This window comes from Tabrizicola fusiformis, assembly GCF_013328815.1.
Taxonomy (GTDB): Bacteria; Pseudomonadota; Alphaproteobacteria; order Rhodobacterales; family Rhodobacteraceae; genus Fuscibacter.
Genome location: NZ_JABUHN010000011.1, coordinates 40192 through 62381 on the forward strand (window position 1 = coordinate 40192; position 22190 = coordinate 62381).

The 22190-nt window shown below is 65.3% G+C and carries 27 protein-coding genes; 20 read left to right on the plus strand and 7 right to left on the minus strand.

Features of this window, described 5'->3' with window-relative positions; translation table 11 throughout:
- The first annotated feature begins 10 nt into the window (after positions 1-10).
- The 6 genes from HS053_RS16800 (at position 11) to HS053_RS16825 (ending at position 5819) form a co-directional block, all read left to right on the plus strand.
- Positions 11-721, plus strand: coding sequence for a DUF6629 family protein (locus HS053_RS16800; RefSeq protein ID WP_174212427.1), 711 nt, complete (start codon positions 11-13; stop codon positions 719-721).
- A gap of 118 nt (positions 722-839) precedes the next feature.
- Entirely contained in the window at positions 840-1112 is a 273-nt protein-coding gene (locus HS053_RS16805) for a hypothetical protein (RefSeq protein ID WP_174212428.1), read from the plus strand.
- A 23-nt stretch (positions 1113-1135) separates the two neighbouring features.
- Complete coding sequence (locus HS053_RS16810; RefSeq protein WP_174212429.1) at positions 1136-2038, plus strand: ribose-phosphate diphosphokinase; 903 nt, start codon at positions 1136-1138, stop codon at positions 2036-2038.
- 13 nt (positions 2039-2051) lie between these two features.
- Positions 2052-3410 (plus strand): MBL fold metallo-hydrolase RNA specificity domain-containing protein, encoded by a 1359-nt coding sequence (locus HS053_RS16815; RefSeq protein WP_174212430.1) that lies wholly within the window; start codon positions 2052-2054, stop codon positions 3408-3410.
- On the plus strand, positions 3407-4930 hold the full coding sequence (locus HS053_RS16820) for a thymidine phosphorylase family protein (RefSeq protein ID WP_347233346.1): 1524 nt from the start codon (positions 3407-3409) through the stop codon (positions 4928-4930). Before HS053_RS16815 ends, HS053_RS16820 begins: the two co-directional genes overlap by 4 nt.
- A gap of 43 nt (positions 4931-4973) precedes the next feature.
- Entirely contained in the window at positions 4974-5819 is an 846-nt protein-coding gene (locus tag HS053_RS16825) for an EamA family transporter (RefSeq protein ID WP_174212431.1), read from the plus strand.
- Between the two features lie 44 nt (positions 5820-5863).
- Here the strand turns inward: HS053_RS16825 and HS053_RS16830 are convergent, their stop codons facing one another.
- From HS053_RS16830 to HS053_RS16840, 3 genes are read right to left on the minus strand one after another with little or no spacing between them, the layout of a single operon-like run.
- On the minus strand, positions 5864-6451 hold the full coding sequence (locus HS053_RS16830) for a cobalamin biosynthesis protein CobQ (protein ID WP_174212432.1): 588 nt from the start codon (positions 6449-6451) through the stop codon (positions 5864-5866).
- A gap of 4 nt (positions 6452-6455) precedes the next feature.
- Positions 6456-7223 (minus strand): DsbA family protein, encoded by a 768-nt coding sequence (locus tag HS053_RS16835; protein WP_165053303.1) that lies wholly within the window; start codon positions 7221-7223, stop codon positions 6456-6458.
- Positions 7220-7783: a L,D-transpeptidase gene (locus HS053_RS16840; RefSeq protein WP_165053300.1), complete on the minus strand. Its 564-nt coding sequence runs from the start codon at positions 7781-7783 to the stop codon at positions 7220-7222. Before HS053_RS16840 ends, HS053_RS16835 begins: the two co-directional genes overlap by 4 nt.
- Before the next feature lie 502 nt (positions 7784-8285).
- On the opposite strand from HS053_RS16840, the gene HS053_RS16845 reads away from it, so the two are divergent.
- The 11 genes from HS053_RS16845 (at position 8286) to HS053_RS16895 (ending at position 16574) form a co-directional block, all read left to right on the plus strand.
- Positions 8286-8864: a L,D-transpeptidase gene (locus HS053_RS16845; RefSeq protein ID WP_458358908.1), complete on the plus strand. Its 579-nt coding sequence runs from the start codon at positions 8286-8288 to the stop codon at positions 8862-8864.
- 4 nt (positions 8865-8868) lie between these two features.
- Positions 8869-9243 (plus strand): hypothetical protein, encoded by a 375-nt coding sequence (locus HS053_RS16850; protein WP_174212433.1) that lies wholly within the window; start codon positions 8869-8871, stop codon positions 9241-9243.
- A gap of 166 nt (positions 9244-9409) precedes the next feature.
- Positions 9410-10054, plus strand: coding sequence for a c-type cytochrome (locus HS053_RS16855; RefSeq protein ID WP_174212434.1), 645 nt, complete (start codon positions 9410-9412; stop codon positions 10052-10054).
- Between the two features lie 2 nt (positions 10055-10056).
- Positions 10057-11040 carry a cytochrome c gene (locus HS053_RS16860; protein WP_241699903.1) on the plus strand — a complete coding sequence of 328 codons (984 nt, stop codon included), beginning with the start codon at positions 10057-10059 and terminating at the stop codon, positions 11038-11040.
- Positions 11041-11050: 10 nt separating this feature from the next.
- Positions 11051-11458, plus strand: coding sequence for a FixH family protein (locus HS053_RS16865; protein WP_174212435.1), 408 nt, complete (start codon positions 11051-11053; stop codon positions 11456-11458).
- A complete protein-coding gene (locus HS053_RS16870) occupies positions 11448-11939 on the plus strand; it encodes a hypothetical protein (RefSeq protein WP_174212436.1) in 492 nt (163 codons plus the stop codon). Before HS053_RS16865 ends, HS053_RS16870 begins: the two co-directional genes overlap by 11 nt.
- A 26-nt stretch (positions 11940-11965) precedes the next feature.
- Entirely contained in the window at positions 11966-12679 is a 714-nt protein-coding gene (locus HS053_RS16875; protein WP_174212437.1) for a ferric reductase-like transmembrane domain-containing protein, read from the plus strand.
- Positions 12666-14618 carry a penicillin-binding protein 2 gene (mrdA, locus tag HS053_RS16880; RefSeq protein ID WP_174212438.1) on the plus strand — a complete coding sequence of 651 codons (1953 nt, stop codon included), beginning with the start codon at positions 12666-12668 and terminating at the stop codon, positions 14616-14618. Before HS053_RS16875 ends, mrdA begins: the two co-directional genes overlap by 14 nt.
- Positions 14615-15091, plus strand: coding sequence for a c-type cytochrome (locus HS053_RS16885; protein ID WP_165053279.1), 477 nt, complete (start codon positions 14615-14617; stop codon positions 15089-15091). Before mrdA ends, HS053_RS16885 begins: the two co-directional genes overlap by 4 nt.
- A 104-nt stretch (positions 15092-15195) precedes the next feature.
- Positions 15196-15921 (plus strand): DsbA family protein, encoded by a 726-nt coding sequence (locus tag HS053_RS16890; RefSeq protein WP_051911390.1) that lies wholly within the window; start codon positions 15196-15198, stop codon positions 15919-15921.
- Positions 15918-16574: a hypothetical protein gene (locus HS053_RS16895; RefSeq protein WP_174212439.1), complete on the plus strand. Its 657-nt coding sequence runs from the start codon at positions 15918-15920 to the stop codon at positions 16572-16574. The genes HS053_RS16890 and HS053_RS16895 overlap by 4 nt, the downstream gene beginning before the upstream one ends.
- A gap of 62 nt (positions 16575-16636) precedes the next feature.
- Here the strand turns inward: HS053_RS16895 and HS053_RS16900 are convergent, their stop codons facing one another.
- Together HS053_RS16900 and HS053_RS16905 are read right to left on the minus strand one after the other, a co-directional pair.
- Complete coding sequence (locus HS053_RS16900; RefSeq protein ID WP_035714052.1) at positions 16637-17104, minus strand: DUF411 domain-containing protein; 468 nt, start codon at positions 17102-17104, stop codon at positions 16637-16639.
- A gap of 98 nt (positions 17105-17202) precedes the next feature.
- Positions 17203-17814: a hypothetical protein gene (locus tag HS053_RS16905; protein ID WP_105515995.1), complete on the minus strand. Its 612-nt coding sequence runs from the start codon at positions 17812-17814 to the stop codon at positions 17203-17205.
- A 209-nt stretch (positions 17815-18023) separates the two neighbouring features.
- On the opposite strand from HS053_RS16905, the gene HS053_RS16910 reads away from it, so the two are divergent.
- The 3 genes from HS053_RS16910 (at position 18024) to HS053_RS16920 (ending at position 20484) form a co-directional block, all read left to right on the plus strand.
- Positions 18024-18359, plus strand: a complete 336-nt coding sequence (locus tag HS053_RS16910; RefSeq protein ID WP_165053273.1) for a hypothetical protein — start codon at positions 18024-18026, stop codon at positions 18357-18359.
- 66 nt (positions 18360-18425) lie between these two features.
- Complete coding sequence (locus tag HS053_RS16915; protein ID WP_035714057.1) at positions 18426-19901, plus strand: multicopper oxidase family protein; 1476 nt, start codon at positions 18426-18428, stop codon at positions 19899-19901.
- Positions 19902-19962: 61 nt separating this feature from the next.
- Positions 19963-20484, plus strand: a complete 522-nt coding sequence (locus tag HS053_RS16920; RefSeq protein ID WP_088217531.1) for a TlpA family protein disulfide reductase — start codon at positions 19963-19965, stop codon at positions 20482-20484.
- A gap of 62 nt (positions 20485-20546) precedes the next feature.
- Here HS053_RS16920 and HS053_RS16925 read toward each other — a convergent pair whose 3' ends face one another.
- Complete coding sequence (locus tag HS053_RS16925) at positions 20547-21023, minus strand: DUF411 domain-containing protein (protein ID WP_035714060.1); 477 nt, start codon at positions 21021-21023, stop codon at positions 20547-20549.
- Positions 21020-22183: a M23 family metallopeptidase gene (locus HS053_RS16930; protein ID WP_051911392.1), complete on the minus strand. Its 1164-nt coding sequence runs from the start codon at positions 22181-22183 to the stop codon at positions 21020-21022. Before HS053_RS16930 ends, HS053_RS16925 begins: the two co-directional genes overlap by 4 nt.
- Positions 22184-22190: the final 7 nt, after the last annotated feature.

Here is a 22190-nt window from a genome sequence, read left to right on the forward strand (position 1 = left end):
GGATGCGAACATGTGTCTCTCGGCAACGGTCAGCTTTACCGCCAGCGCCCTGCTGACAGCGGGCGGCGGTGCGATCATCGTCAAGGCGGTGCGTAGCAACTGGCGCTATCTTCCGATCGGGCTGATGCCGCTGTTCGCCGGGATCCAGCAGTTCACCGAGGGCCTCGTCTGGGTCGGCGTCAATGGCGGAGACCATGCAACGATGGTCTGGGGAGCGATGGGCTTCATCTTCATCACCTGGTTCATGTGGCCGTTCTGGATTCCCTTTTCCGTCTTGGTGCTGGAGCCGCCGGACAGCCCCCGCCGCCCATGGTTCATGGCGATGACCGCCGTTGGTCTGCTGCTTGGCCTTCTGCTTTACATCCCGCACGGCTTTGGGACCGACTGGCTGGTGGTGACGGTCAACCAGAACTCGCTGGCCTACGAAAACTCGATGCTGCTTGACCAGTTCCTGCCGCGCTGGATCACCTACACGCTTTATGTCTTCCTGATCGTCGCCCCGCCCGCCCTGTCGCATTACCGGCACATGCGGCACTTCGCGGTGACAGTCGCGGTGGTGGTGATCCTTGACGTGACACTTCTGCGCTATGCCTACATCTCGTTCTTCTGCCTTCTGGCGGGGCTCGCGACGCTGCATCTGGCCTGGATCATCCTGACCAACAAATGCGCCGAAGAATGCCCAGAGCTGTTCGGGCACGACGCCGTCCCGGGCCGACCCTGACCTGAAAAGCAGCGCGGTCGCCCGGGACGAACGGGAAATGAAGGCCCGTGCAGACGTAATGAAAGGTGAGAGGGTGCGTCTGTTGGATCAGGAAGTTCACTTGACCGGAGAGCCCGAAATGACCCGTTCCGACTTCAGACCCTTGTCCATCACGCCCGTCGGCGTCACGCTGTCCGGCTTCTTCGCGGCTACCTATGTCCTCTGCCTGCTCGCGGCCCTTGTTCTGCCGGTGCAGGGAATGCGCATGATCTTCGAGGCGATCGTTCCAGGCTTTGTCTGGCTGAGTGCCGGAAGCGCGATCCTCGGGCTGCTCTGGGCGATATTCATCGGCTGGTACATCGCCATCATCTTCGTGCCGATCCGCAACTACGCCTTCCGGCGGTTCGCCTGACGCAGAAAGCAAGGTCCATCAGCATGACCCCGCGTCCCCTGATCCTGCCCATGCCCGGCAACGAGGGCTTTGCGCGTGACCTTGCCGACGCAGGTGGCGGAGAGATCGGCACCGTCGAGACGCGACGCTTTCCGGACGGCGAGACCTACCTGCGGCTGCTCACTCCTGTGGCAGGGCGCGCGGTCGATCTGGTCGCCACGCTGGCCGGGCCGGACCCGGACTTCCTGCGGCTTGCCTTCGCGGCGGATGCGGCGCGGGCGCAGGGGGCGGTACGGGTGCGGCTGGTCGCGCCCTACCTTGCCTACATGCGCCAGGACAAGGCCTTCCGCCCCGGCGAGGCGGTGACATCGGACAGCTTCGCGCGGCTAATCTCGTCGCTGTTTGACGGGCTGGTGACGGTCGATCCGCATCTGCACCGCCGGGCCGCGCTGTCCGAGCTTTACAGCATCCCGGCGGCGGCGGTACAGGCTGCCCCGGCGCTGGCCGACTGGATCACCGCCGAAGTGCCGCGCCCGCTGCTGATCGGACCGGATTCGGAAAGCGCGCAATGGGTGCAAGCCATCGCCGAACGGATCAGCGCACCCTGGACGGTGATGGAAAAGACCCGCCGCGGCGATTATGACGTGTCGGTCGAACTGCCGGACCTGTCTGGCCACGCGATTTGTACTCCGGTCCTGATCGACGACATCGCCTCGTCCGGGCGCACGATGATCGCGGCGGCAAACCTGCTGGCGGCGCGCGGGCTTGCGAGGCCAGTCTGCGCCGTGGTCCATCCGCTGTTCGCCGGAGACGCCTTTGCGCGGATTCAGGCGGTCGCGGCACGGGTGGTATCCTGCGACAGCGTCCCGCATCCCTCGAACGCCATCCCCCTTGCCCCGCTGGTCGCGGCTGCCCTCACGGCGCTGCCCGAGCGGTCCCGGACCTGACAGGAGAATGTCCATGCTGACCCTCACCACCCACGGTGCCGCCGGAACCGTCACCGGATCGCGCCATCTTCTGACCCGAGGCAACCAGCGCATCCTGGTCGATTGCGGCATGTTCCAGGGCTTGAAGAACCTGCGCGACCTGAACTGGGAGCCGTTTTCCGTCCAGCCCCGGTCAATCGGCGCGGTGGTTCTGACCCATGCCCATCTGGACCACTCCGGCTATCTGCCAAAGCTGGTGGCGGACGGCTTTCGCGGACCGATCTACGCCACGCCCGCCACCCGGGCCGTGGCCGGGCTGATCCTGCGCGACAGCGGCCACCTGCAGGAGAAGGACGCCGAATATGCCAATCGCAAGGGCTATGCCAAGCACAAGCCCGCAAAGCCGCTTTACGGCGTCAAGGAGGCCGAGCACGCGCTTGAGGCCTTTGTGGACGTCGATTTCCACGCGCCGACGCCGATCCTGGGCGATGCCGAACTGACCTTCCGCCACGCGGGCCACATCCTGGGTGCTGCGACCGCCGGCATCGACTGGGGCGGGCGCAAGGTGGTGTTCTCGGGCGATCTCGGCCGCTATGGCGACGAGGTGATGGTCGATCCCGAGCCGGTGGAAGACGCCGACCACATCGTCATCGAATCCACCTACGGCAACCGCAGCCACGAGCAGACCGACCCGGCCGAGGCGCTGGCCGCGCTGATCTCGCGCACCGCCGCGCGCGGCGGGACCATCGTCATCCCGGCCTTCGCGGTCGGGCGGGCGCAAAGCCTGCTCTACTATATCTGGAAGCTGAAAGAGGGCGGGCGGTTCCGCGACCTGCCGGTCTATCTTGACAGCCCGATGGCGATCAACGCGAGCGAACTTCTCTGCACCTATCCCGACGACCATCGCCTGTCGCCCGGCATCTGCCGTGATGCCTGCGCCATCGCGACCTATGTGCGCGATGTCGAGGGCTCGAAGGCGATCACCGCAAATACCTATCCCAAGATCGTCATCTCGGCCAGCGGCATGGCCACCGGCGGGCGCGTGCTGCACCACATCCGCGCCTTCGCGCCCGACCGGCGCAACCTGATTCTGTTCTCGGGCTTCCAGGCGGCGGGCACGCGCGGGCGGTCGATGGTCGATGGCGCGACCGAGGTCAAGATGTTCGGCGAATGGGTGCCGGTGCGGGCCGAGGTCGCCAACCTGCCGATGCTGTCGGCCCATGCCGATGCGAGCGAGCTGCTGCGCTGGCTGGGCGGGTTCCGCGCCGCGCCGCAGCAGGTCACCATCGTCCACGGCGAACCCGACGCGTCCGAGGCCCTGCGCGTGAAGATCGGCCGCGAGCTTGGCTGGCGCGCCGCCGCAGCCCGCATGGGGCAGGAGTTCCGCCTGTGACCCTTTCCGGCGATGCCGACCACCCGGTCCCCGCGCCGATGCGGCTGGTCCGGATCGGCCTGCACAGCCAGGGCGAGCCGCTGGCGTTGATGCGCACCGATTGCCATGTCTGCCGGTCCGAAGGGCTGCACGCCCGCGCCCGGGTCGAGATCGCCTCGGCTGGGCGACGGGTGACGGCGCGGCTTCTCCAGGTCGAAGCGGGGCTGCTGAACCCACACGAGATCGGCCTTTCGGAGGATGCCTGGGCCCGCCTTGGTGCCACCGAGGGCGCGGAGGCGACGGTCCGTCCCGCCCCGGTGGCGGATTCGATGTCGCTGGTGCGGCGCAAACTTTACGGCGGGCGGCTGGACCAGCCGGATTTCGCGGCGATCCTGGACGACGTGCAGGCCGGTCTTCTGAGCGATGTCGAGCTTGCCGCCTTCCTGTCGGCCGGGGCGGCGCTGCCGCTGGACGACGACGAGGCCACCGCGCTGACCCGTGCCATGGTCGCGGTCGGCGACCGGCTGAGCTGGGGTGCGCCGCGTGTCATGGACAAGCACTGCGTCGGCGGGCTGCCGGGCAACCGGACGACGCCGATCGTGGTGGCCATCGTTGCGGCCTGCGGTCTGGTGATCCCCAAGACCTCGTCGCGCGCCATCACCTCGCCCGCCGGCACCGCCGACACAATGGAAACGCTGGCGCCGGTCGATCTGGACCTGCCCGCGATCCGCCGCGTAGTCGAGGCGGAGGGCGGCTGCGTGGTCTGGGGCGGGGCGGTGCGGCTCAGCCCGGCGGATGACGCCTTCGTGCGGATCGAGCGCGAGCTTGACATCGACGCCGAGGGTCAGCTTATCGCCTCGGTCCTGTCGAAGAAGGTCGCCGCCGGATCGACCCATGTCGTCATCGACATCCCGGTCGGCCCGACCGCCAAGGTGCGGACGCCGGAGGCAGCCCGTTCGCTGGCCGCGCGGCTGTCGCTGGTCGGTGGCAGGCTGGGCCTGAACGTCGCCTGCCTGCTGACCGACGGCAGCCAGCCGGTCGGGCGCGGCATCGGCCCGGCCCCGGAGGCGCGGGATGTTCTGGCCGTCCTGCAGGGCGGGCCAAACGCGCCGCAGGACCTGGCCCTGCGCGCCATTGCCTTGGCGGCAGTGCTTCTGGAAACCGGCGGGGCGGCCAAGCCCGGCAGCGGGGCCGTCCTTGCGCGGGCGGTGCTGGCCGACGGTCGCGCTTGGGCCAAATTCGCCGCCATCTGCGAGGCGCAGGGCGGCCTGCGCGAGCCGCCCGAAGCGGCCCAGACCATTGAAGTCACTGCTTACGCCGCGGGTACGGTTGCCGCCATCGACAACCGCCGCCTGGCGCGGCTGGCCAAGCTGGCCGGGGCACCCGCCAACCCTGCGGCGGGTCTGACACTGGCCGTGAGCGTTGGTGACGCCGTCACCGCAGGGCAGCCGCTGTTCCGTCTTCACGCCGCCAGTGCCGGGGAAATCGCCTATGCCATCGACTACTGGACTGGTGCACCCGCCATCACCGTCGGCGGGTGACCGGCCCGGCCGAATTGGTCGTGGCACGGTCGCCAGCCTGCTTGTGGTCGCGACGCTGACGGCACTTTGCTACGCGCTTCTGTCGGTCGGTCTGACCTATGCGCCGCCGGTCCAATTCGCAGCATTGCGCGCCGGGACTACGGGGCTTACGCTGCTGATGCTGGCCCTCTTGCTGCGTCGCCCCTTTCCCCAGACCCGTGGGTTATGGCTTCGCGTTGCGCTGTCGGGCCTGTCGGCGACGACGATCGGATTCGCCGCAATGTTCGGCGCTGCTGGCCTGGTCGCGCCGGGCATCGCGACCGTGGTGGCAGGAACACAGCCTATCGTCGCAGCCCTGCTCGCCTTGGCGATGTTCGGCCAGCCCTTCAGGGCGAAGCAGGCCGCCGGTATGGCCATCGCGCTGGCGGGGATCGCGGCGATGACACTTCAGGACATCGCGGCAAGCGGCTCCACGGCGTCCCTCGGTGTTGTGCTGGTCATGCTGGCAACGCTTGGTATCGCCTTCGGCAACGCCCTGACCAAGCGGTTTGCCTCGGATGTGGACCCGATCGCCGCCACGGCGCTTCAGCTTTTGGTTGGCGCGGTTCCGCTCGCGCTTCTGGTGTTCCTGACCAAAGCTTGGTCTCCGCAGATTCTGACCCCCCGCTTTCTTGCGCTGGTGGCCGCCCTAGGCATTGGGGGCACATCCGTTACATTCACGATGTGGATTGCGGCTCTGAAGGACTGTCCGCTGAACGCCGCGAACGCTTTCAACTTCCTCGCGCCGGTGCTGGGAGTTGCGATCAGTGTTGTGTTCTTGGGCGAGGGCCTCACCCCACTTGCAATAGCAGGGATGGCCCTGACGCTCATGGGGATCGCGCTTGCCGTCTCGCGCGGAAAGATGGGGTAATGGTGGGAGTCCTGGAAAGCGGTCCTCATGGAACAGTTTCCTGTTCACCCCATGCCGTGCAAACTGTGCAGACTGCCCGTTAGAAGGATTGGAACCACCATAGGTGCGGCGACGGCAAGGACCAGCGCGCGCTCCCGCCATCGGCTCAGCCGCGCGCACAGGAGGGCGGTCAATGTCAGCACCAACGCAACCTCGAACACGCCGAAGATATCTCCGTAGAACCGCGCGTCCCAATAGCTGACCGGACTGCGGAACACCCAGTCCGAGACGGGCCAGAACTGGCGGCGGGCGTCATCGTGATGGGTCAGGAAGTCCGCAAGGGCATGCAGGAGACCGGCACCTGCAAAGGCCCGCAGGATGATCTGTCTGCACCAGACAGCCAACCCGAGCAGCCCTCCCCAGATAAAGAAGCTGTGGTCGATCGCAAAGACCGACTGCCAGGTCTCCGAGAAGAAAAGCGTGCTGAAGACCTCATGTTCTGGCACGCCAACAACCCGGGTCGCCCAGAGCACCATCGCAAACATCGGCAGGTCCGGGGCTAGCCCTCCTGCGAGCGCTGCGATCAAGGTTGCCGGTGCTAGTGGCCGCGCGAAGACGGCAGCCCCGATCAGCATGTGCGACGGCGTGTTCATGACCTCAGCAGACCGGGTCCGGCATGGATGCTTCGTCCTCTGCAATCCGGCGCAGCAGCGCATAGGGGATCGCGCCGTTCAGGACGGTCCGTCCCATGACCAAGCCGGGGGTGCCGACAAACCCGAATATGTCGGCAAGTGCCCGCGTCCGGTCGAGGTCTGCCTGCACTTCCGGGGATGTCATGTCGCGGGCCAGCCGGTCGACGTCGAGACCGACGTCGGCCGCCACGCGCAGAACTGAGGCCTCCTCGGCCACGAGCGGTGTTCGCATGAAGCGGCGGCGAAGCTCCTGCTGCCTGCCTTGCCGTGCAGCCGCGACCGACGCGCGCGCGGCAAGCTCGGAGGGCGGTCCGAAGATGGGGAGTTCATGTTGGACGAGACGGAAGGAAGCAGGAAACTCGGCCAGCAATGTGTCGAGGTCCCGCTCCAGCGCCCGGCAGTAGGGGCAGCGGAACTCGCTGAAATAGGCAATCGGTACGACTCCCGGCGTCCCGTCGGTGCCAAAAAGGGCAGGGCAGGGGTCGACACGAACAACGTCAGCACGCGCGCGGCGCTGGTCTGCATCTTCTGACGGCGGATCGAGGCCAACGAATGCCGGCGTTGCTCCGGACGTTTGGCCACTCCCTTCAAGGCGGCGAAACGGCGGCAGATCCGCAATGTCGGCATAGCGCGGCCCGCGGCCCGGGAGCCGGTCCCAGGGAAGGGCACGCAGACCATAGATAAGGGCAACGATCCCGCCGAAGACGAGAAGGTCGCGGCGTCTCACGGTCACACCACAGTCACCGGTGTTCCAACCGGCACCTGTTCGTAGAGCTGGATCACATGCTCGTTTAGCATCCGGATACAACCGTTCGACACGGACTGGCCGATGGACCACGGCTCGGTCGTGCCATGGATACGGTAGTAGGTATCGCGCCCTTCCCGGTAAAGGTAGAGCGCGCGCGCCCCAAGGGGGTTGTTCGGCCCGCCGGGGACACCATCGGCGAACTGGGCATAACGGTCAGGATTGCGGCGGATCATGTCGGTCGTCGGACGCCAAGCAGGCCATTCGGCCTTGCGCTCGATGATCGCGGACCCCCTGAAGGCAAGTCCGGCCTTGCCGACACCGACACCATAACGGATCGCACGTTCGGTATCGAAGACATGGTAGAGAAAGAAGCTTCGCGGGAACACGAGGATCTGGCCGGGCGCGTGCTGTTCGCGGACGCGCACCTCGCGGGGCTGGAATTCGTCGGCCAGCACGAATGGCTCTGCGGAATGGGCCCGCAGGATGGAGGGCGAGGACAGCGCTGCAAGTGCGGCCCCGCCAATGAGGAAGCGTCGGGAAATCATGCTGTCTCCTGAGAGGAACGAGAAGGATCGGGTTCGTTCAGGACACGTATCGCGGCGGCGGCGTGTGGGGGGCCAAACTGCGGCTGGAGCCCATGACCGGCGTGATCTCGAAATACGACGATCCGGCCACCGACATCAGAGTGACGAGCACTGGCTCGCCGGGGAAAACAAGCTGACATGTCCCGTGTCCTGATCCCTCGCCGCAGAGAGCGTCCGGTATCAGGGGTTGAGCGTGAAGTGCGTCACCTTGCGCTCCATACGGCGATCGTTCTGAATGCGCCAGTCCGAAAAGGGTGGCGAGCAGGAGGAAACTGCACAGACAAGCCATGATCAACCGCATGGCTGGAGTATAGCCCCTCTCACCTAAGTGCCGACTGATCACATCAAGGTGAGGCGCCAAATTCCTTCCAGGATTGGCGAAAACGCAACGCATTCACCTGTTTGTGACCCGGTCGCGATGCAAAGCCGTTTGACCTTCCCACGTTGGAAGGAAGCAAACCTTGTGAAAAAGGAGCAGAACATGCGATTCACTCGACGGCTTTTTATTGCCGGAACACTTGCCGCACCTTTCGTGACCGGTCGCGCCGCCAGCGCGTCGGAAGACACGCAGGGCCCGGTCCGTAACAACATCTCGGCTTTTCGTACCCACGAGTGGCAGGATCACTTCGATACTCTTGGAGTTGGGATCATCATCTCCGACACGACGGCCAAAGTCCTCCAGCACTGGACGAGCGACGGTCAGATGTATCTCTACCCAACCTCGGTACCGCTGTCGGACGAGCTGACCCGCCGGGGCTACACCGAGGTAGTCGAGAAGAAAGTTAATCCGAGCTGGGCGCCGACTCCGTCGATGCGGGAACGCAACCCCGAATGGCCGGCCTTCGTGCCCGGCGGCGACCCGGCCAACCCGCTCGGCACCCGCGCCCTTTACCTGTCGTGGCAATACTACCGCATCCATGGTACACACGACACACGCAAGATCGGCCGCCGCTCGTCGAACGGCTGCATCGGGCTTTACAACGAACATATCGAGGAAGTTTTCGACCGGACGCCGGTCGGGACGCAAGTGAAGCTGATCTAGCCGGATGAAACCATCTTCGACCTCACCGAACGCACTCAAGAACCTGTTTTCGCACAGGTTCTTGCGGTTCGTATCGATGTGGCTGTTGTCCCTGGTCCTGACGCTTGGCCTGGTCCTCGGACAGGCTGTGGAGGCGGGCTCGGTCGAAGATCATCATCCCGAGACGTCAATCGAGATCGCGAGTAACTTAGGGCAAGAGACCACGCCGGCACCTGCATGCCACCCAGGCCTCGCCTGTTCTGTTTTCGTGCTGCCCGATGGGCCGGTCACAGCACTGTCGTTGTCAATCGTGATCACTCTGCGACCGGACCTGACACAGTCGCAACGCCGCTTTGGCGGCCCGTCCGTCACCCTGCCTCCCCCCCGAACCCGGATCTGACAGTCAGGCCGGACGTGCGTCTGACGGTTCGATAGGCTCTCCGCAGCTCTGTCGACAGTTCAATCTCTGTCAGCCTGACACCAGACAGTTGTGCAAGCCGCACGATCCGCCGGAAGGGCGGGTCGCGGGATCGGTCAACAACAAGAAACCAAGGGCAGTCAGGCAGATGAAACCACAATGGACAGGCGCTTTGGCGCTTGCCGCTTCCGCAGTTGCGGCAGTGGCGCTGGCACATAACGGGGCGACGGGTGTCGTCCTGGAACGGATGAACGGTATGACGGCGATGCGGGACACGGTGGCGGAGCTGGCGCCGATGATGCAAGGCACGATCCCCTACGACACATTCATCGTGTCAGAGGGTGCGAGTGTCATCGCTGGTCACGCGGGCGAGACGATGCTGTCGCTGTTCCCGGAAGGCAGCCTCGAAGGGGTGACCTATGCCAGGCCGGAGATCTGGTCCGACTGGCAGGACTTCGCAGCGCTTGCAGGAGAATTGAAGACCTACGCCGACGCTCTCGCCGTGGCGGCTCCGAACGGGCTGGAAAAGGCGCTTCCGCCCGCCGACGATATGGCCGGGATGGATCATTCGGCAATGACGATGACCCCGGCTCCGGAAGTCAAGGAGGGTTTCACAGTAGCGGAGCTGATGGGCTACGGCGAAAGAACCCAAGAGGTCCAGGTCGCGCGCGGCACATCGGACCCGGCGACGCTGGCGTTCGATCTGACGACGTTGGCCGCTGACGACCTCTTCACCCGGATCAGCGCCACCTGTTCGTCCTGCCATTCGCAGTACCGTGCGGGCCGGAACTGACCATGCGGGGTTTGATCCGCGCTTCCGTCATTTTCCCGGCCGTGGCGGCGAGCCTCGGGGCCGGTGTCCTGGCGCTATGGCCCATCGGCGCGCCAGAGCCCGCCGCATTCCCGCCGGGGGATGCGGAACGCGGCGCCTATTTGGCCCGCGCCAGCGGTTGCGTGTCCTGTCACACCAACGCGACCGCCAAGGGGCTGGCGCTCGCTGGAGGTGCCCCGCTCGACACACCCTTTGGCACTTTCGTGCCCCCGAACATCACCCCGCACACCACTGCGGGGATCGGTGCATGGACCATTCAGGATTTCGCCAAGGCTGTTCGCCAGGGAGTCTCTCCGGAGGGTGACCCCTACTATCCGGTCTTCACCTATTCGTTCTACGCAGGCTTCACCGATCAAGAGATCGCCGACCTGTGGGAAGCGTTCCGCACCGTTCCGCCGGTTGCGGATGCTGCCCCGGCGCATGATGTCGGGTTTCCGTTCAGCTTCCGCTCGGGCCTGAAGCTCTGGCGCGCTGCCTACCTCGACGCGCCGGAGACGGATGCGCTGATGGGCACATCATCGCCGTGGAACCGCGGGCGTTTGCTGGTCGAAGGGGCGGCGCATTGTGCGGCCTGTCATACCGGCCGAACGCTTGCGGGCGGCCTTGACGAATCCGCCCGGTTCGCTGGAAACGACAGCCTTCCCGGTGGCAGCAAGGCACCGTCGATCCTGACAGCCGATCTTCTGGAAGGCGGCTGGACGGTCGCGAACCTCGCCTATGCGCTCCAGTCGGGGCTGCTGCCCAACGGGGACGCTTTCGGCGGCAGCATGGCGGAGGTCGTGGCTGAGGGCACCTCGTACCTCACCGACGCCGACCGCGAGGCCATCGCAACCTACCTGCTCGACCCCGACGGCAGCGGGGACATCCCGGAACCTGCGCCTCCTGCCATGGAGACCCCGATGGCGGGGATGGACCACTCGCAAATGGAGATGGGCAATGAGAACTAGAGTGCTCGCTGTGACGCTTGCTCTGGGCGTCTTTGCCCTTGTAGCCGCGTTCATCTGGGCGACGGTGGGCACGCTCGATCCGCGAGACACCGTTGCGGATCGGGACGTGCCGACGGCCGAAGTGTCGGAAGTCCTTCCGGATGGTCGGATCGACGTCCAGGTCTATGCGCTTGGCAACCGGGATGTCCGTCTCGAGATCCAGTTCGCGCCGGATGCCGATGCCATCGAATCAGCCGCCATGCGGCCGGACGTGAACTTCGCTATGATGGAGATGCACATGGACGGCTTTGACCCGCCGCTTCAGTTAGTCGAGGCCGGGGTCTGGCGAGCAAACCTGAAGTTGCCGATGGCCGGGCGATGGGTGGTCAGCGTTGGTTTTGGCGAGGATCGTGCAGAGGTTGAATTTGATGCGGAGTGACGGACTGACACAGCAGGTAAAAGAGGACGATACCCTGCGCAGGGGGCTTCACGGCACCGCCGTAGGTGTCGCGCTGTTCGCCGTCCTCGGGACGGTTACCGCAGTCTGGGCGAACCCCCTGTTCGTCCGCATGACCCCGGTTGGTCCGTGGGAGTTCGGGGCCACTGTCCTGACGGCACTCTTGGCCGGAGTTACCGTCGCGCTTTGGGTTCCCCGATACCGGCTGCGCACATCCGGGGCAGGCGGTCTTGCGAGCTTCCTCGGGATCGCCTGTCCGACCTGCAACAAGGTGCTGATGCTGATTTTCGGTGGGCCTGCGCTGCTCGCATGGTTCGATCCGGTCCGGCCCTGGCTCGCGGCAGCCGGGGTCATCGTCATGGGCTATGCTGCCTTTCGCACCTGGCGCGCGTTTCGCGAGTCCCGATCTGACCTTCACATTGTCGGCGGCGTTGAAACTCCCATGACGGGAGGCCCGCAGTGACAGCGTCAACTGGTTTGCGGTCAGCGATGCGTGGGCTGGCCCGGAAAACGCTGGTCCGGCACACGCTCGTGGCCAGTCTTGCGATGGGGCTCGTGCTGGGCTTTGCGGCGGTTCACGCGCAGTTCAGCCCGATGCATCGCTGGAACCGCGCCTTCGGGGATGCCTCGCTGGTGCTGATCGCGCTGTCGATGGGGTTGGGGCCGCTGACCCGCTTTCTGCGCGCATCGGTTCCGCTGCTGCCGTTCCGCCGTGAGATGGGAATCTATGCTTGCCTTCTGGTGATCGTCCACGCGGCGATCGTCCTCGTCGGCTGGGTCGAATGGGATCTGATGCGGCTTTTCGGGTTCGAATGGCATCCCGACCTCTTGGTCTATGTCATGTTCCAGCATGGTTTCGGACTTGCCAATGCCATCGGGATCGCGGCCCTCGTCCTCGTGGGGCTGCTTGCCGCAACATCGAGCGATTTCGCGATGCGGCATCTGGGGCTGTCCGGCTGGAAGTTCTTGCAGATGGGCGTCCTGCCGATGTGGTGGCTGACCGTCGCCCATGTCGCCTACTTCCTCTTCATGCATTTCCTGAGCTTCCATCGGGCAACGCCACCGCCGAATCCGCTTCAGCTCTGGTTCGTCGGGCTGGTGGTTCTGGTCCTTGGTCTGCGCGCGGCGGCTTACCTGAAGACCATCCGCGCCATGGCCCCGTCCGAACTGCCGGGAGCGGAGGTAAGCCGTGCGTCGATCTGAACGCGATTTCGCGCAGGCGGCAAAGAAGATGACCCGGCGATCCCTCCTGCTGGGTGGGGCGATGTCCTCGGTGGTCAGCGTTCTGGGCTTTCGGATGTGGCAACTGGGCGTCCGTGATGCCGAACAATACTACCTGCTGGCCGAAGAGAACCGGATCAGCCTGCGGCTGGTACGTCCCGACAGGGGGCGCATCTTTGACCGTGCTGGGAAGGTCATTGCGGATAACGAACAGGCCTACCGCATCACGCTCGTGCGGGAGGAAGCACGGGATGTCGAAGATGTCCTCGAGAAGCTGCGTCTACTCCTTGGTTTAGACGAGGAAACACTGACCAAGGTCCGCGAGCAGACGGCCCGTGTGCGGGCCTTCGTTCCGATTACGGTAAAGGACCGGGTCACCTGGGACGAGCTTTCCATCGTGGCCTTGAACTCCCCCGTGCTTCCGGGCGTTCACCCCGAGATGGTCCTGTCCCGTGTTTATCCTTTCGGGCCCGATTTCGCCCATCAGGTCGGCTATGTGGGACCGGTCAGCGACAACGATCTGGAAAACGAGGCTGCCGACAATGAGCCACTGCTCCGCCTTCCCGATTTTGAAATCGGGAAGACCGGGGTCGAGCGCAGCCATGAACGCGCCCTGCGCGGCCTGCCGGGAACTCAGCGGGTTGAGGTCAATGTCTCCGGTCGCACGATGCGCGAGCTGGCGCTCGACCCTGCTACCTCGGGCCCCGACATGCAGGTCACCCTCGACCACCACCTTCAGAACTTCATGCGCGTCCGCCTTGAAGGGCAAAGTGCCGCCGCGATCGTGATGGACGTGACGAGCGGCGATCTTCTTGGCTGCACCTCGGCGCCGTCCTTCGATCCGAACCTCTTCGTCCGCGGGATTTCCAGCCGCGACTACGGCGCGCTCCGCGACAGCGAATTCCGCCCGCTCTCCGACAAGACGGTGCAGGGGGCCTATCCGCCGGGATCGACGATCAAGATGTCGAATGCGCTGGCCGCGCTGGAAACCGGGCTGATGGACCCGGAAGAGACTGTCGCCTGCAATGGCTATGTCGAGATCTCCGGCCGCAGGTTCCACTGCTGGAAGCGCGGTGGTCATGGCCGAGTGAACATGGTCGGCGCGCTGCGCGAGTCCTGCGACGTATACTTCTATGAGGTCGCGCAGCGCATCGGCATCGACGGTATCTTCGCGATGAACGACCGGCTGGGGCTTGGCCAGAAGTACGACCTTCCGCTGTCCGGCATGGCGCATGGCAACAACCCGTCGCGCGCTTGGAAGCAGGAAAGGTATGGGCAGGACTGGCTGATAGGGGACACCATCAATGCCTCAATCGGCCAGGGCTTCACGCTCGCCTCGCCGATCCAGCTTGCTACCATGACGGCGCGACTGGCGTCGGGGACCGCCGTTCTGCCGCGTCTGGTGCGGCCGTTTGGCGGGCAGGACCAAGACAATCCTGATCCGGCCCCACTCGGTCTGTCGGCCGAAGCACTGGCCATCGTGCGACAGGGCATGTTCGAGGTCTCGAACCACGAGCGCGGGACGGCCTATGCCTCGCGCATCGCCGATCCGGCGCAGGCGATGGCGGGCAAGACTGGAACGAGCCAGGTCTTCTCTATCACCGCAGCTGAGCGGGCCGCAGGCGTCCGTTCGCAGGACGAGCTGCCGTGGAACCGTCGAGATCACGGGCTGTTCGTGGCCTTCGCACCGTATGATGCGCCCCGCTTTGCCGTCACGGTCGTGGTGGAGCACGGTGGCGGCGGGTCAACGGCCGCCGCGCCAATTGCGCGCGACATCATGCTGTTTGCGCAGCATGGCGGCTTGCCCCCCGAGGACGCCTATCCGACATCGCAGAGGGCGCGCGTGCGGGAGGACCTGGCTCTCTTGTCCGAACGCATCCTGCCGCCGGACGGCACGACGGCTACGGTGAGCCGGACATGATGCACTGGCTCAGAAGGGCGTGCTCCCTTAGCGTTCTCGGAGTCGCCGTCGCCGCAACCCCCTTTGTACTTTCGTCGGTTCCAGCCCGTGCGTTTTTTCACGACACGCCCGACATCGAAGGTGGGCGTGCCATTTACGCGGCCAGATGCGCCTCCTGCCACGGTGCCAATCTGGAAGGGCAGCCGGACTGGCAGTCGGCGAGGGAGGACGGCACCTATCCCGCGCCGCCCCACGACGAAACCGGCCACACCTGGCATCATGGGGACGCGATGCTGCGGGACTACATCCGCCGCGGGGGGCAGGCGGTGCTGGACGATATGGGGGTCGACTTCACCTCCGGCATGCCTGGGTTTGGCGACGAGCTGACCGAAGACGACATCGAAGCCGTCCTCGCCTATATCCGGTCAACCTGGCCCGACCGCATCCGCGCCGCGCAGGCTGAACGTAGCCAGTTGGAAGCAGGTTCGCCTTGAAGCCGCAAGCAGGTCCGCCGACCTCCCGATTTCCGCTTGCCTCTCTAGGAACTAGAGGGTGCAGACCGCCTGAAACTCTTTATCCGTCACACAAGGCACTTCTCATGCGCGTCACGTCAATCCTGCTTGCCATCACTCTCGTCTTCGCTCCCGGCCTTTCCCCGGCGCAGGAGATTACCGAGGACCGGATCAGGGAACTGGTCGTCGAAACCTTGCGCGAGAACCCGGAGCTTGTGCTCGAGGCGCTTCAGACGCTGGAGGCACGCCAAGCAGAGGCCCAGGCCGCCGCTGCCGCCGCGACCCTGGCTGACGAGCGCACCCTGCTGGAGCGCGACCCCAACGCGCCGGTCCTCGGCAACCCGGAAGGCGACGTGACGGTGGTGGAGTTCTTCGATTACAACTGTCCCTACTGCAAACGCGCGATGCCTGAAATCGACGCCCTGCTGGCCGAAGACGGAAACATCCGTCTTGTGCTTCGGGAGTGGCCCATACTCAGCGAAGGGTCAGCGATCGCGGCGCGGGCCGCTTTGGCCGCGCGGAAGCAGGGCAAGTATGCCGAATTGCACAATGCGTTGATGGGCGCACGCGCCAAGTTGGAGGAACAGTCGGTGCTGCGGATCGCGGGCGAGGTCGGGCTCGATGTCGAGCAGCTCAAGGCCGACATGCAATCGCCCGAGGTCGAGGAGCATATCGCCACGTCTATGCGACTGGCCGAGGCGCTCGGCTTCAACGGCACGCCGTCTTTTGTGGTAGGCGACCAGCTGATCCCCGGTTTCGTCGAGAAGGCGCAGCTTGCCGAAGCGGTGTCAGCGGCACGGGCTGTCGAATGAGTGCCCGTATCCCACGCCTTCCTGTTATCCTTCTTTGGCGGCCCTTCCCGGTCAGAGTGACGGTCTTGGGCAGGATCGGAAAATCCGTCCTCGTGGCCGCGGTGTGGATCGGCCTTGCAGGGTTTGCTTGGGCGCATTCGTTCACCGTGAGCCTTCTGGTCGTCGGCGAGAACGTCGAGGAAAACCTTGCAGAGGCCGTCCGCGGTTTCCTGCTGGCAGCGGACGAACGGGACGGGCACGCCAACGAAACGTCCGACGGGCATCTCGGCGGGGTTGATGTGCAGATCTTGCCGCTTCCACGAGATGCAGCCGGGCTGGTCGAAGGCCTGTTCGGCACGCCCGACGAGCCGACCGATGTCGTGATTGTCCTTGGCCTCGAACCTTTGGCCAGCGATGCCGCGCGTGCGTATCGGTCGGCAACTACGGTCTTGCAGCAGGCCGTTCCGCCGGACGGGTGGGACAGTGACGACGGAACCGACAGTTTCGTGTCGCGCTATCGGGTCGCTTATGGCGCGACGCCTGGTGTGATGGCGGCAACGGGGTATCATGCGGCTCGCAGGCTCGACGTCGCGATCAGACCTCTGGACGGTGTGGTCCCGCAAGACGCGCTGGAAGACGGCTGGCGATCAACCGCCTCCGGTCTGCCCTGGTGACCAAAGCACCAACAGTGCCAGGCGTCATTGGCACTGGACAGACCTCAACCGGCTGATCGAGATCAGGCTGCGGCGTAGCTCGTGAAGACACTGCCGCTGCCGTCCGTGCCGACGAGGATGACGTCATAGGCCTCGCGCTCGGTCTCGGGGCCCATGCCCGGCGACCCGTAGGGCATTCTGGGAACGGAGAGGCCGACGGCAGCAGGGCGTTCAGCCAAAAGCCGCCGGATGTCGGCAGCGGGCACATGCCCCTCGACCGTGTAGTCGCCGATGGTGGCGGTGTGGCATGAGGCGAGGGTCTCGGGAATGCCGCGCTCGCGCTTGAACGCCTCAAGCTCCTCGATGCTGCGTTCCTCGAAGGTCACGCGAAAGCCGCTGTCGCGTAGATGTCCGATCCACCCGTTGCAGCAAGGGCAGCCTGGATCCTTGACGACGTGGATGCTTTCGTCACCCCCGGCAAGGGCCGGGGTTGCCGCAATTGCGGCCAGCCAAGGAACAGCGGCGAGAACCGTGCGCCGGGACAATGTCATGATGTCGGCCTTTCAATGAGACTCTTCTGCAACCATAGCTCCGGGCGCATGAATTCGCGAGCAAAGTCTGGTGAACCCGGCCACCGATCACTGAAATGCTACTCTAGCCGCGGATCCCCGGCCTGGACCAGCAGAACGCCATGGTTCTCGTCGGCGTCATCGTCGGTGATTGTCCGTGTGGCGACGCCAGGCAACTCGGCAAACGCCTGCATCATCCGCTTCGGATACCAGGTCATCGGCAGACTTTCAAAACCGGGCACGCCGTCGAGCACCCGCGACAGCGCGATGGTGCAGTTCGCCTTCGGCACCGCGCCATAGGCCATCGCCCGCTGCATGATCAGTGCCGCGACCTCGGGCGAAACCTCGACGGTCTGTTCAACCACGTCGTAGGTCTCGCGGGCGTGGTAGTCGATGTAGAAATCCACCATCTTCGGGGTGATCCCGTAGTGTACGTCGTTGCGTTCGGGCAGCCGGGGATGCCGCCAGGTGCCAGCCGGATCGAACAGCACGCGCTGCGATCCGTTGATCAGCAGGCCCGCATGAGCACCCGCTCCGCTGCGTGTCGAGAGTACCGTGTAGAGCGTGACCGAGGTCGGGCCGGGATGTTCGTAGCGCGCGGCGGCCACGGCCTCATCGGGTGCCCAGATCGGCTCGGCGCCGCAGGACGCCAGGCCAAGGATTGCCGCAAGGGCGAGGAGAAGCTTTTTCATCGAGTCGCTGTCCCGCGTTTTCTTGCAGGTTCCGCGCAATTGCGATGGATACCAGTAAACTCTGCGACAGTGCGACGGAGGATTTGGAAACGCGGCATTGATGCCGCAGACATTCGAGGCCGGGTGCCGATCAGGGACACCGAACTGTCAGATGACGGGAGCAGCCAATCCTGATAGATACATAAATCATGGCTTTGTCGTCGTTTCGCATGCGTGTCCTGATCCTCGCCGCATATCTGGTCGCGGCGATCCTGCCCGTACTGGCACTGGGCGAAGGACGGCAGCAGTTCCAGGACGACCATGCACAGATGATGGCCATGGCCGGTCATCTTGCGCAGATGCCGGGGATGGGCGGTGCGGACGACGTGACCCAACAGTTGCTCTGTCAGCAACACTGCATGTTCGCCGCCGCGGCCTTTCCTGCGCCGGACCGGGTTCCGGAAACTGTCGCGCGGTCTTCCGATGGTGAGGTTGGTATCGTCATGCTTCCCACCTCGCTGGCCATTCCGCCCCCGGGGCGGCCTCCCAAGATCGCCGTGATCTGAGCCTACGGTTCTGGCATTCGCCGGGGACCATTTGTCCAATTCACGACACGATACAGGAGAATTCGCATGTCGCCCCTTTCTCGCCGCGGCTTTCTGGCCGCTTCTGCGGCCACGGCCGCTTCACTGGTGCTTCCCGCACGGGTCTGGGCCCAGTCCGGCCGAATGTCGCTGACCGCCACCACCCGCACCATCGACGTGCGGGGGAGAGCCGCAACCGTCTGGGGGCTTCTGGACGGCGCTGGCCGGTCCGGCCTTGTCCTCGATCCGGGCCAGGCTTTCGCCGTCGATCTGACAAACACGCTTGGCGAGGCGACGATCATCCACTGGCACGGGCAGATTCCGCCGAACGCGCAGGACGGCGTCCCCGACCTGCCGATGCCGGTCCTTCAACCCGGCGAAACCCGGGCCTACGATTTCGCGGCGCGACCGGGCACGCACTGGATGCATGCCCACATCCCGGCGCATGAGATGATGCTGCTTGCAGCACCTCTGGTCGTGCGGCGTCCCGAGGACGTTGCTGCCGACCGGCAGGAGGTGACGCTGTTCCTGCACGACTTCGCGTTCAAACCGCCCGCCGAGGTCCTGGCAGAGATCACCGGCGGTGCATCCATGGCCGGAATGGACCACGGCCAGATGGGGCAGGGCGGCATGGACCATTCCGGAATGGACATGGGTGCGATGGGTCAGGGGGACATGATGGCGATGCCGGGCATGGACGGCATGGCGATGGACCTGAACGACTACAACTTCGACGCCTATCTCGCCAACGACCGCACACTGGACGACCCCGAAGTGGTTCAGATCGACAAGGGCGGGCGGGTCCTTGTCCGTATCATCAACGCTGCGGCGGCGACGGTTTTCTGGATCGATACCGGCATCCTGCCGGGGCGGCTGGTAGCGGTCGATGGCGAGCCAGTGCAGCCCCTGCCCGGCAGCCGCTTTGGCGTCGCAATGGGCCAGCGGCTGGACGTCGAACTGGATGTGCCGAGTGATGGCGGGGCCTTCCCGATCCTTGCCCTGCGCGAAGGTGCCAAGGAAAGGACGGGTGTCATCCTTGCCACGCCGGGCGCGGCGGTGACCAGGATCGCCGAGATGTCGGAGGCCGACCATCCCGCCTTCAGCGGCGATCTGGCGCAGGAGGCCGCCCTGCGCGCCGTCACCCCGTTGCCCGAACGCGCGCCAGCCTCGCAGCCGATGCTGATGTTGGGCGGCTCAATGATGCCCTATATTTGGACGATCAACGGGCAGACCTGGGGCACCCACGTTCCCGTCACGGCGAAGACCGGCGACCGGGTCGAGATCATGTTTCACAACATGTCGATGATGGCGCATCCGATGCACCTGCACGGCCACGCCTTCCAGGTGGTGGGTATCGGCATGGACCGGATCGCGGGGGCGGTGCGCGACACGGTGCATGTGCCGCCGATGGGCATGGTGACGGTTGCGGTGGACGCGGGCGAGGTGGCGCGGTGGATGCTGCACTGCCACCACATGCCGCATCTCTCGACCGGCATGATGACCGAGTTCGCGGTGTCGGCCTGACGCACGCCCGGACCCGCAGCCTGTATGCGGGTCCGGGCCCTTTCCCGGAGAGAGCGGACCCATGCCAACACTTATCGGCCGCCGTGCCGTCCTTGGTGCACTCGCCGCGCCCTTCCTTGCAGGGTCTGCCGAGGCTCGCCCACCCTTCCGGCTGCTCAAGGATCCGCAACCGCTGCTGTCTCCGCCGATCCTTGACGAAGCTGGCACTACGCGGAAACTCGACGACTTCGCCGGCCGGGTGATGCTCTTGAACATCTGGGCGACCTGGTGCCCGCCCTGCAGGGAAGAAATGCCGACACTTGACCGGCTCCAGTCCCGGCTGGGCGGTGCGGATTTCGCGGTGCTGCCGCTGTGCATCGACGACGCGGGGATCGGCAGGGGGCGACGCTTCTACGACGAGATCGGCATCGTCGATCTGCCGCTCTATTGGGCCGAAGCCCTTCGGGTTCAGCTAGCCCTTGCCTTCATCGGCCTGCCGACAACCCTTCTGATCGACCGGCAGACCCGGGAGATCGGACGCCTTCAAGGTCCGTACGCATGGGACAGCGAGGACGCCGTTGACCAGATCGTCGGTGCCCTCTGAGGGATAAGTCGGTGTTGGTCGAAGACCGTCTGCCAAAGATCGGACCCCGGGCGGATGTGATTTCAGGCCGCAGGATAGCTGGTGAAAATCTCCAGTTCTCCATCGCGCCGGATCAGCAGCACGTCGTAGGCATCGCGGCTGTCCTCGGACCCCATCCCGGGCGAGCCGTAGGGCATGTCGGGCACCGCAAGTCCGACCGCATCGGGGCGTTCGGCCAGCAGCCGCCGGATGTCTGCAGCAGGAACATGGCCTTCAAGCGCATAGCCGTCGACCACACCCGTATGGCAGGAGAAGGCCTTCGCCGGGACGCCTTGGTCCATCTTGAAGCGGATCAGCAGCGTTCCCATCGACACTTCGTCCGTCACGGTGAAGCCTTGCGCGCGCAGGTAATCGACCCAGGCTTCGCAGCATTCACAGCCGCGTCCCTTGACGACATGGATCGGTGGTTCCGCTTGCGACCAGGCGGCACGCCCTTGGAGCGCGACGCCCGCCGCTGCCGCAAGCATCAGGTTGCGGCGTCCGATGTGGTGTCCGCTCATCCCTGATCCCCTTCAACCAAAGCTGCAAAGCCCGTCTCGCGGCGCCAGGTCGCCAGCGCATCAAGATCCTGCGCCGAAGCAATCTCGCGTTCCGGCAGTGCTTCGCGGTCCGTCGGATCGACCGGCCGACCGTCAACGCGCACCTCGTAGTGCAGGTTCGGGCCGCTGACGAGGCCCGTCGCGCCAACGGCACCGATGCTGTCACCGGCCTTGACCCGCGTGCCTTCCCGCACATCTTCGGCAATCTCGGACAGATGGGCATAGCGTGTCACAACCCCGCCGCCGTGGTCGATGTCGATGGTCAGGCCATAGCCCCGGATCGTACCGGCAAAGACGACGCGCCCTGCGCCGGTGGCCGAGACTTCGGTTCCGACCGGAGCGGCATAGTCGATCCCGGTATGCATCCGCACGCCCCCAAGAACAGGGTGGTTGCGTCGCCCGAAGACGGAAGACAGCCGGGCACCGAGGATCGGCGCGGCGGACCGCTGCACGGCTTCCCCGTCCTCGAACACGATGACGGGACCTGCTGCATCCGTGGCGACGAGTTCAAGTACCCGGTCTGCAAGTTCCAGTCGCGCATAGTTCAGCCGTGGCTCGCCCGCGATGCTGCCGTCAGGAAGCTGGTCTTCCTGCCAGACCAGTGCAAAAGTTTCGCCGCCCTGCAAGTCGCGCCGGAAGTCGACCTGGCCCGCGAGGAGCGCAGTCAGGTCCACGGCGAAGCGTTCCGGCGCGTTGCGCGCAACGAGGGCTTCGTAAAGCGTGCCGTCAAGCACAAGCGTTTCCCGCCGGTCCGTTTCACGGATTGGCGGATCAAGCCGCGCGGCTCCAACGGGGCCGTCGAAGGTCAGCACAATCTCGACGCCATCTTCCACGAAGAGCGACATGCGTGTCAGGCTCGCCGGATCGCCCGATGTGGCCGTCCACTCGATGCGATGGCCTGGCCGCAGGTCGGTGAGGTCGTAAACCCCCGCGAGAGCCAAGGCGGCCTCTGCCCGGATCCCGGCAGGGACACCCGCATGACCGAGCACACTGTCGAGCGTGTCGCCGGAGGCAATCGTCGCTTCGAACACGGCGGGAAGATGCGCGGTCGGCGTGTCGGCTGCAGCCTGCAACGGCACGAGGGAGGCGGCGGCAAGGACTATGAGGGCAGAGCGGATCATCTGGCAG

Excerpts from the sequence above, each read along its gene's own strand:
- HS053_RS16910 (WP_165053273.1), top strand. The coding sequence starts at position 18,024 with ATGCGTGTCCTGATCCTCGCCGCATATCTGGTCGCGGCGATCCTGCCC.
- HS053_RS16810 (WP_174212429.1), top strand. The coding sequence starts at position 1,136 with ATGACCCCGCGTCCCCTGATCCTGCCCATGCCCGGCAACGAGGGCTTT.
- HS053_RS16815 (WP_174212430.1), top strand. The coding sequence starts at position 2,052 with ATGCTGACCCTCACCACCCACGGTGCCGCCGGAACCGTCACCGGATCG.
- HS053_RS16905 (WP_105515995.1), bottom strand. The coding sequence starts at position 17,814 with ATGAAAAAGCTTCTCCTCGCCCTTGCGGCAATCCTTGGCCTGGCGTCC.
- HS053_RS16870 (WP_174212436.1), top strand. The coding sequence starts at position 11,448 with ATGCGGAGTGACGGACTGACACAGCAGGTAAAAGAGGACGATACCCTG.
- HS053_RS16805 (WP_174212428.1), top strand. The coding sequence starts at position 840 with ATGACCCGTTCCGACTTCAGACCCTTGTCCATCACGCCCGTCGGCGTC.
- HS053_RS16860 (WP_241699903.1), top strand. The coding sequence starts at position 10,057 with ATGCGGGGTTTGATCCGCGCTTCCGTCATTTTCCCGGCCGTGGCGGCG.
- HS053_RS16920 (WP_088217531.1), top strand. The coding sequence starts at position 19,963 with ATGCCAACACTTATCGGCCGCCGTGCCGTCCTTGGTGCACTCGCCGCG.
- HS053_RS16925 (WP_035714060.1), bottom strand. The coding sequence starts at position 21,023 with ATGAGCGGACACCACATCGGACGCCGCAACCTGATGCTTGCGGCAGCG.
- HS053_RS16855 (WP_174212434.1), top strand. The coding sequence starts at position 9,410 with ATGAAACCACAATGGACAGGCGCTTTGGCGCTTGCCGCTTCCGCAGTT.
- HS053_RS16895 (WP_174212439.1), top strand. The coding sequence starts at position 15,918 with ATGAGTGCCCGTATCCCACGCCTTCCTGTTATCCTTCTTTGGCGGCCC.
- HS053_RS16900 (WP_035714052.1), bottom strand. The coding sequence starts at position 17,104 with ATGACATTGTCCCGGCGCACGGTTCTCGCCGCTGTTCCTTGGCTGGCC.
- HS053_RS16830 (WP_174212432.1), bottom strand. The coding sequence starts at position 6,451 with ATGAACACGCCGTCGCACATGCTGATCGGGGCTGCCGTCTTCGCGCGG.
- HS053_RS16850 (WP_174212433.1), top strand. The coding sequence starts at position 8,869 with ATGAAACCATCTTCGACCTCACCGAACGCACTCAAGAACCTGTTTTCG.
- HS053_RS16875 (WP_174212437.1), top strand. The coding sequence starts at position 11,966 with ATGCGTGGGCTGGCCCGGAAAACGCTGGTCCGGCACACGCTCGTGGCC.
- HS053_RS16800 (WP_174212427.1), top strand. The coding sequence starts at position 11 with ATGTGTCTCTCGGCAACGGTCAGCTTTACCGCCAGCGCCCTGCTGACA.
- HS053_RS16930 (WP_051911392.1), bottom strand. The coding sequence starts at position 22,183 with ATGATCCGCTCTGCCCTCATAGTCCTTGCCGCCGCCTCCCTCGTGCCG.
- HS053_RS16890 (WP_051911390.1), top strand. The coding sequence starts at position 15,196 with ATGCGCGTCACGTCAATCCTGCTTGCCATCACTCTCGTCTTCGCTCCC.
- HS053_RS16915 (WP_035714057.1), top strand. The coding sequence starts at position 18,426 with ATGTCGCCCCTTTCTCGCCGCGGCTTTCTGGCCGCTTCTGCGGCCACG.
- HS053_RS16840 (WP_165053300.1), bottom strand. The coding sequence starts at position 7,783 with ATGATTTCCCGACGCTTCCTCATTGGCGGGGCCGCACTTGCAGCGCTG.
- HS053_RS16885 (WP_165053279.1), top strand. The coding sequence starts at position 14,615 with ATGATGCACTGGCTCAGAAGGGCGTGCTCCCTTAGCGTTCTCGGAGTC.